The following is a 7,052-nucleotide window of genomic DNA, read 5'->3' as shown; positions in this document are numbered from 1 at the left end:
AACCCCACCCCCAACATCCAGAAAAATAACCATGCCCCGCCGCCGCCGGTCGTCCGGCCCGCCGCCCGCAACCACCGGCGACAGCGCTAAACTGGGGAAGATTCAAACGGCACTTCTGGGGAGTATTGAGCCGGCATCGACACCGGTACGCTCACAATGGCGGCAGATCCCATGGGGAGTGGATCGTGGCCCGCACTCTGGCAGAGTGGGCCATCCGCAACTCGCTCTTTGGAGGCCCTTTCATGCATCTTTCGACCGCCGATCAATCCGAGCTACAAGCCGCTGTCCGCGTGGACCTTGGCGCAATCTTCGTCTCGCTGGAGCTGTCCAGATCGACCTGGCTAGTCACCTCGATTGTACCGGGCAGCGAGAAGATGTCGCGCCACATGGTCGCCGGCGGTGACAGTGCCGGGCTGCTCGTCTGCCTCACCGGCCTGCGCAGCAAGGCCGAGGCGCGCACGGGCACGCTTTATCCGTTGGTGGTGATCCAGGAGGCGGGGCTGGACGGCTTCTGGATCGACCGGGTGCTGAACCGCGAGGACTGGATCGAAAGTCACATCGTCGATGCGGCATCGATCGCGGTGTCGCGCCGCCACCGTCGTGCCAAGACGGATCGGCTTGATGGCGAGGCGCTGATCCGCGCTCTGCTGGCCGTCAAGCGGGGTGAGCCGCGCGTCTGCTCGATGGTCCGGGTGCCGACGCCCGAGAATGAGGATCGCCGCCGGACCAGCCGCGAGCGCAAGGTGCTGGTCGCCGAACGGGTCGAGCACGCCAACCGCATCAAAGGCCTGCTCTTCAGCCAGGGCATCCGCGACTACGAGCCTTTGCGCCGCGACCGGCGCGATCGCCTGGAAGAACTGCGGACCGGCGATGGCCGCGCCCTTCCGGCCCGCATGAAGGCCCAGATCGGCCGCGAACTTGACCGTCTCGAATTGCTGCTCGGCCAGATCAAGGCGGTGGAGGCCGAGCGCGACGCGCTGCTCGCCGCGACGGCGGTGGACGCCTCGACGCCGGCGGCGATGTTGCTCAAGCTGAAGGGCATCGGGCCGGAATTCGCGACGATCCTCCACGCCGAAGGGCTGTTCCGGCATTTCAACAACCGCAGGCAGGTGGCCGCCTATGCGGACTGGCACCTTCCCGATGGAAGAGCGGCACGATCGATCACGAACAAGGCGTGTCGAAGGCAGGCAATCCGCGGCTGCGAACGACGATGGTCGAGCTTGCCTGGCTGTGGCTGCGCCTTCAGCCGGCCTCGGGCCTGGCCCGCTGGTTCAGCGAACGGGTGGCGCGCAACGGCGGCCGCCTCAAGAAGGCGATGATCGTCGCGCTCGCCCGCAAGCTGCTGGTGGCGCTGTGGAAATACGCGACCGCCGGCGTCATCATCGAGGGAGCGCTCATGAAAACCGCATGACCGCTTCCATCACCCTTTTCCTCCATTCCGCAAAGGCCTGATCAGCCTTTCGGATCCAGGTGGGCGAACCGAAAATATGCATGGCCTCAACAGCCGATCGGCAGAATGGTTTCGTCTTCCTGAGCCTGCGCCCGCCGCAAGCGGGATATTGGTGCTGCCGCCAGGAGCGGCGACCGCATGTGAGGTGGATGAGGCCCGGCGACCGGGCCGCGTCACGTGATCGGGCTCAGACCTTGGACCGTGCGAAGGAGGAAAATCACACTTGACCATGTAATCCCCATGTGAAGCATATTTGAACCGCACATTCTGCAGAACCTTCGCCTTCACCTCGATATGAAGTTGCTCGGTAACGGCCTCGCCCATGCGATGCATCTGATGACGGCAGCAAGGACAAGCCTTCTGGTCGTCGGGAAGGTCGTACTCGACGCGCTCGCGCGGCAGGTTTTCCGGCAAGGCCTTGCGGCCGCGCTTCTTTCCCGTCGCCCCTTCGCTCGCCGGCAAGCCCGTGTCCGGCAGGACAACGACGCCGCCATCTTCGTTGTCGGCGGCGTCCTCATCCGCGGCCTGTTCGGCTTCATTGAAGAGGCGGTCAATGTGCTTTTCACTGCGCGGCGCAAAACGATGCAGTCGTGCAAGCGCCAGCTCTTCCTCGAGTTTGACGACGCGTTCGGTGAGTTGACGGTTCTGCGCCTGCAGCGCAGCAATACGCGCCATCAACGCTTCAACAGTCGGTTCGCCGGGTCGATTCATCAGATTCTTGAATCGAAAGCATGCCGCTGCGTCAACCGCTCAATTCGAGAGCCCTCAACCGGCAACCTGATATTGCCGCACCGGATGGCGGACCATCGCATCGATGTCGATGCCGTCGAGGATCCAGTGCAATTGCTCGGTCGTAAGCGTGACCACCGCTGCCTCCCGGCGCGGCCACCGGAACTTGTCCTCGGTCAGCCGCTTCATTACCAGCACAAAGCCCGACCGATCGAAGAACAGGAGCTTCATCCGGTCGCGACGGCGATTGCAGAACGCAAAAACCGCCGGAGCAAACGGATCGAGCGCCATCGTCTCTTGGACCAGAACCGCAAGGCTGTTGATGCCGGCCCGGAAGTCGATCGGCTCGCGGTGCAGGTAGACTTTCAGGTCAGCGCCCAGTCTGAACATGACCCAGTGCTCCGATGGTCGCCGTCAACGCATCCACATCACCGCATTCCAGCGTCAACTTCACGCCGTTCGGCAGCGACGCGCTCACCTTGGCTGGAGAGGAAAAAGGCGCTGTCCTTTTCGATGCCGACCTACGTGCCCCATCGCAAGTCCCCGGCAAATCCACCGCAGCCATGCTGCTCTGTCGCAGCAAGGCCCGATCGGAAGTGCTTTCAATCTGAACCGGGATGAACGCCGATGGTGGGGGCTGTGGGAGGGACTGGCTCTCCGCGCGCTTCTTTATCCACTTCCGAAGAAGGTTCGCATTGACCCCATGTTCGAGCGCAAGCCTCGATACCGACACGCCAGGCTCAAGGCAGGCCGCGACAAGACGGTCCTTCGATGCGGGCTCGTATCGGCGTCGCCCGTTCCGACCGACAAGCCTCACCCGCAGTTTCTGCTCATCTTCTTCCATCACTTGGTGTCCACCTATTTCGGTGGACACCTGCATGCATCAGAGCACTCAACAGCAAAAGGTGCGGGGAAATTCGCGCTTACCCTAAAGCAGCCCGGCTTGTTCCGCTTCGCAGCGCAGGTTTTGCCGGGGCCGCGGGCCGATCTGCTGGATCACCAGCCCGGTCGCCAACGAGGCGAGATCGCCGCAATCCTTGAGGCTGCGCCCGCTGGTATAGCCATAGAGGAAGCCGGCGGCGTAGAGGTCGCCCGCGCCGGTCGTGTCGACGAGTTCCTTGATCGCCGTCGCCTTGAAGGTCACCGTTTCGTCGCCGCGCACGATCACCGAGCCCTTCTCCGACCGGGTGACGGCGGTCCTGCAATCCTCGCGGATCGCCGCCAGCGCGTCCTCGAAAGAAGAGGTCTGGTAGAGCGACTTGATCTCGTGGCTGTTGTGTAGCGGCGAGGCGTATCGGCGGCGTGCGTGGCTCGACCGGCATCAGCGCTTCACCTTCCACTTCACACCGACCTCGTGTTCGTGGCTCAACGCGGTGGAGGGCTTCTTCGCCAGGCTCGCCAAACGCCGCCTCAAGCGCGGCGTCTTCCATTCCGTCGTTGATCTCCTGCCCACCGTCAACCGCTTCCTCGCCGAGCACAACGATCACCCCAAACCCTTCACCTGGACCGCCTATCCGGACAAAATCATCGCTGCCCTCAAAAGCGGGCACCAAGCGTTAGAATCCTTCCACTGGACGACGCCGAGTGTGTGCCCAGAACTGGCGGAAACATCATCAAACCTACCCCGTTACCTATTGTCGAGTTTGTCGAGGCTCCGACACGGCGTGCGACCTTCCTAGTGACATACGCTCGTTCAAGTCATTGAATAACAGGAAGGAACCCGCCTTAGCGACCTCTTTCGCGCAATTGGCACAACTTTTGAAACCATCTCCCACAAGGTGGCAAAGCCGCCGACCAATGTCTAAGTCATGGGCGGAAACACGTATGGACATAGACATTTACTTTTGAATCATTCCACTCAGGTAGTCATTTGAGGGTTCATATCGATGTTGCGGAATCGTTCAGACATACACAAACAAAATAACCCTTACCAGTACAGTATCATCGGCTCCGACGTACCAGACTCTCAGGAGCCGGATACTATCTCGTCCCCGGCGGGGCCTTGATGCCTTGCTTCTCGATTAAGATGGCACATTTGGCCGATCAAGATGGTTATCCAGCGGCCGCTCCTGAACCAATCAGGCCGGATCGCACGTGGGAGAATACCGATGACGACATGCCAGACCGAACGTTTAATCCTCACTCCCGCACGACCTGAACACGAAGCGGCATTGTTCAAGCTGCACAACGATCCGCTGGTTCAGAAGGCGAACTACAGGAATGTTCCGCAGACCATAGAGGATGTGCACAAGTGGCTCGATTGGCTATTGCGTCAGTGGGACAAGAACGGCTTCGGCTACTGGATGGTCTACGAAAAGCTCAATGATGGCCCGATTTTCATCGGTCGCTGTGGCCTATGCGATTACCAGGGCACCGACGACCTCGAATTTGCCTGGGTTTTTTTCCAAGACAGGGTAGGACGAGGCTTGGGGCCCGAGGCGGCGCTCTTCACAATTACCCATGCATTACAAAAAACGACAAAAGAAAAGATCGTCGGATTCATCGAGCAGGGCAACACGCGAGCCGAGAAGGCTGCGAAGAAGATCGGACTTCGTTATATTGACGACAGATTGTATAACGGTAAGCTATGCCGATACTATGAAATGACTCGCGGAGAGTATTTGTCTAAGTAATTGTACGGGTACGAAAACATTCGATCGCCCGATTCGGATGAAGTTGTTGGGCGCGTGAGTCGTCCTGAGCCGACAGATGTGAACATCGACGGTCCGTTCGTCGCGGCAACATACTTTCCCGGCATTTTCGACCAGGCGGCACAGCAGGCACCTTCGCCGAGGCGATGACCTGGGAAGACGGCAGGCTCAGGCGGCTGCGTCGTGTCGACGATTGCGGCGCGATCTGCTGAATGCGTTCGCCGCAAAGCTGTCGTCGAATGACGTCGTGGTGATCCAGGCGACGGGCAACGCGACCTCGGCCGCCGCGGTTGTCGCGCCGCACATGTGAAGAAAGTGGTGATCGCAAACTCGAAGCAGGTGCGCATCATCGCTCATGCCAAGAGCCAAGATCAAGACGGACATGATCGATGCCGGGCTGCTGGCGCAGCTCATCTCCGCTGCCCCTTGACAACCGCAAATGCAGTGACGTCTTCCCCGACGATCAGGTGCTGCTGTTGGACACCTCGAAAAACGGACAGGCTTTGGCGCGGCGGCCGATCTCGGCACAATCGATGCGGTTATGAAGCAAGACGATGCTGCATTTCGCCGGGCGACATTGGCTTGCGCCCCGCACCGCGTTATGCCGATGCCGCTGTTTTCTCGTGCCAGACGTAGCGGGTGATGTTGTAGGCGAGATTGGCCATGCCGATTTTCATCGTCGCCCTGGCGATGCCGATGGTTCTGACGAATAGGCTCGTCCTGGCCTTCTGGTGAGCGAAGACGTGCTCAATGCGGGATCGGATCTTCGATCGCCGCCCGTTGGCCCGCGCCGTCGCCTCGCTCATCGGGCATCCCTTTGGCTTCTTCTGGTGGATGTCGGAGACGAAGCCGTTCCTGTCGAGCCAGGCCTCGTTCTTCTTCGACCGGTAGGCCGTGTCGGCCCACACGGTTGAGCCGGTGTTTGGCCGCTTGACCACGTTGGAAGCTGTGCGCCGTCATAGGCCGCGGCATGGGTGACCGTCCAGCCGCGGATGAAGCCGTGCCGCTGATCGATCGAGGCGTGGTTCCTGTAGCCGAAGACGGGAACGGCGATGTCGCGCTTGTGCTCCTTTCTCTCGTCGTCGACCTTGGCCTTGGAGAACTTCACGGTCCAGCGTGCGTCTCGGTCTTTCTGTCTGAGCTTCGCGGGCTTGTCCTTCCAGGCATCAGGGATCTTGCCCGCCTTGATGTCGGCCTTTTCGTCGTCGGTATTCCACTGCTTCGGCGCCGCCACGACTGTCTTGTCGACAATTTGCCCGCCCATGGCCAGATAGCCGGCCTTGGTGAGGTGCTTGTCGAAACGGGCGAACAGATTCTCGATAGCGCCGGCCTGCACGAGATTTCTCGGAACAGCCAGATCGTCTTGGCGTCCGGCACCTTGTCGCCCAGCCCCAATCCCAGAAAGTGCATGAAGGAAAGTCGGTGCTGGATCTGGAATTCCGCCTGATCGTCCGACAGCCTATACAGCGCTTGCAGCACCAGCACCTTGAACATCATCACCGTGTCATAAGGCGGCCGGCCGCCCTTCGCGCCATCCGAACGCTTCAGCGCCTTGGCCAACGGTTTGCGAAACATCTCCCACGGCACGACCGTGTTCATTCTCCAGCGGGTCGCCTGCTTCGCTCAGCCGCGCATATCGCTCCTCAACGTCCCAGAACCCGGCCTGTCCCCGCATCCATCGCCTTCGCGCAAATCAGCACGGCGATGGAATCAAATCCCGGCCGAAAAGGCGAGGTTTTTCGAGCCGTCCAGCTGCGCGTGATCAGATCGGAATACATGCCCACCATCGTCGGATTCCGCAAACGCCGGGCGCGACTACGGAGATGATTGCGTTCGGGTCCAGCGTCTCCGCGACGATCCGCCTCTCGCCATCGACCAGTGACGCCGGCCGCCGGCACCGTTGATCATCTCGAAACGCCGGGGCTGCCGCTCCGGGTGAAGCTTAAGGCTGTCGACCGGCAAGCCACGCGCCGGCCTTTCGATTACGTGTTTCGACGCGCGCGTTAGCCCAATCTCTTCGGCGAAAGCTTTTCAAAATATTGTACCCTGAAACATACTGGCGCAATAATAAATTCACTCAAAATAACATTAGCGCGAAGCACTATCTGGTAAACCAGCACACTCATGGAACTGATGATGCCGAGGAGCAACGTGCCCCGTGCACGGGGGTACGAGTCCGGAATCTTTCTTGACATCTTATCCCCTAGGCTGCATCCTGGCTG

General features: G+C 60.5%; 5 protein-coding genes and 5 pseudogenes. 3 read left to right on the top strand and 7 right to left on the bottom strand.

Annotation, left to right across the window (positions count from 1 at the left end):
• Window positions 1-242 precede the first annotated feature (242 nt).
• A pseudogene (locus tag NKH78_RS26220) lies at window positions 243-1,411 on the top strand (IS110 family RNA-guided transposase).
• 285 nt (window positions 1,412-1,696) lie between these two features.
• On the opposite strand, the pseudogene NKH78_RS26215 reads toward NKH78_RS26220, so the two are convergent.
• The 4 genes and pseudogenes from NKH78_RS26215 to NKH78_RS26200 form a co-directional block, all read right to left on the bottom strand.
• Window positions 1,697-2,161: pseudogene (locus tag NKH78_RS26215) on the bottom strand (transposase domain-containing protein); the annotation flags it as partial.
• 54 nt (window positions 2,162-2,215) lie between these two features.
• A complete protein-coding gene (tnpB, locus tag NKH78_RS26210; protein WP_352469379.1) occupies window positions 2,216-2,569 on the bottom strand; it encodes an IS66 family insertion sequence element accessory protein TnpB in 354 nt (117 codons plus the stop codon).
• On the bottom strand, window positions 2,550-3,023 hold the full coding sequence (tnpA, locus tag NKH78_RS26205; protein ID WP_352884699.1) for an IS66-like element accessory protein TnpA: 474 nt from the start codon (window positions 3,021-3,023) through the stop codon (window positions 2,550-2,552). Before tnpA ends, tnpB begins: the two co-directional genes overlap by 20 nt.
• A gap of 84 nt (window positions 3,024-3,107) precedes the next feature.
• Window positions 3,108-3,455 (bottom strand): annotated as a pseudogene (locus NKH78_RS26200) (PfkB family carbohydrate kinase); the annotation flags it as partial.
• A gap of 25 nt (window positions 3,456-3,480) precedes the next feature.
• On the opposite strand from NKH78_RS26200, the pseudogene NKH78_RS26195 reads away from it, so the two are divergent.
• Both NKH78_RS26195 and NKH78_RS26190 read left to right on the top strand, forming a co-directional pair.
• Window positions 3,481-3,744 (top strand): annotated as a pseudogene (locus NKH78_RS26195) (IS630 family transposase); the annotation flags it as partial.
• A 543-nt stretch (window positions 3,745-4,287) separates the two neighbouring features.
• The gene (locus tag NKH78_RS26190) at window positions 4,288-4,812 is read left to right on the top strand and encodes a GNAT family N-acetyltransferase (protein ID WP_352884697.1); all 525 of its coding nucleotides are present in this window, start codon (window positions 4,288-4,290) and stop codon (window positions 4,810-4,812) included.
• Window positions 4,813-4,998: 186 nt separating this feature from the next.
• Here NKH78_RS26190 and NKH78_RS26185 read toward each other — a convergent pair whose 3' ends face one another.
• The 3 genes and pseudogenes from NKH78_RS26185 to NKH78_RS26175 form a co-directional block, all read right to left on the bottom strand.
• On the bottom strand, window positions 4,999-5,214 hold the full coding sequence (locus NKH78_RS26185; RefSeq protein WP_352884696.1) for a hypothetical protein: 216 nt from the start codon (window positions 5,212-5,214) through the stop codon (window positions 4,999-5,001).
• 215 nt (window positions 5,215-5,429) lie between these two features.
• Window positions 5,430-6,505 (bottom strand): annotated as a pseudogene (locus NKH78_RS26180) (IS5 family transposase).
• A complete protein-coding gene (locus tag NKH78_RS26175) occupies window positions 6,474-6,608 on the bottom strand; it encodes a hypothetical protein (protein WP_352884715.1) in 135 nt (44 codons plus the stop codon). Before NKH78_RS26175 ends, NKH78_RS26180 begins: the two are co-directional and overlap by 32 nt.
• Window positions 6,609-7,052 lie beyond the last annotated feature (444 nt).

The organism is Mesorhizobium sp. M0910, assembly GCF_040319465.1.
Lineage (GTDB): Bacteria > Pseudomonadota > Alphaproteobacteria > Rhizobiales > Rhizobiaceae > Mesorhizobium.
The sequence above is the reverse complement of the archived record's forward strand: the minus strand, read 5'-3'. Positions and strand labels throughout refer to the sequence as shown.

Bases quoted from the DNA above. Each gene is read 5' to 3' on its own strand.
- tnpB (WP_352469379.1), bottom strand. From the start codon at position 2,569: ATGTTCAGACTGGGCGCTGACCTGAAAGTCTACCTGCACCGCGAGCCG.
- tnpA (WP_352884699.1), bottom strand. From the start codon at position 3,023: ATGGAAGAAGATGAGCAGAAACTGCGGGTGAGGCTTGTCGGTCGGAAC.
- NKH78_RS26190 (WP_352884697.1), top strand. From the start codon at position 4,288: ATGACGACATGCCAGACCGAACGTTTAATCCTCACTCCCGCACGACCT.
- NKH78_RS26185 (WP_352884696.1), bottom strand. From the start codon at position 5,214: ATGTCCGTCTTGATCTTGGCTCTTGGCATGAGCGATGATGCGCACCTG.
- NKH78_RS26175 (WP_352884715.1), bottom strand. From the start codon at position 6,608: ATGTATTCCGATCTGATCACGCGCAGCTGGACGGCTCGAAAAACCTCG.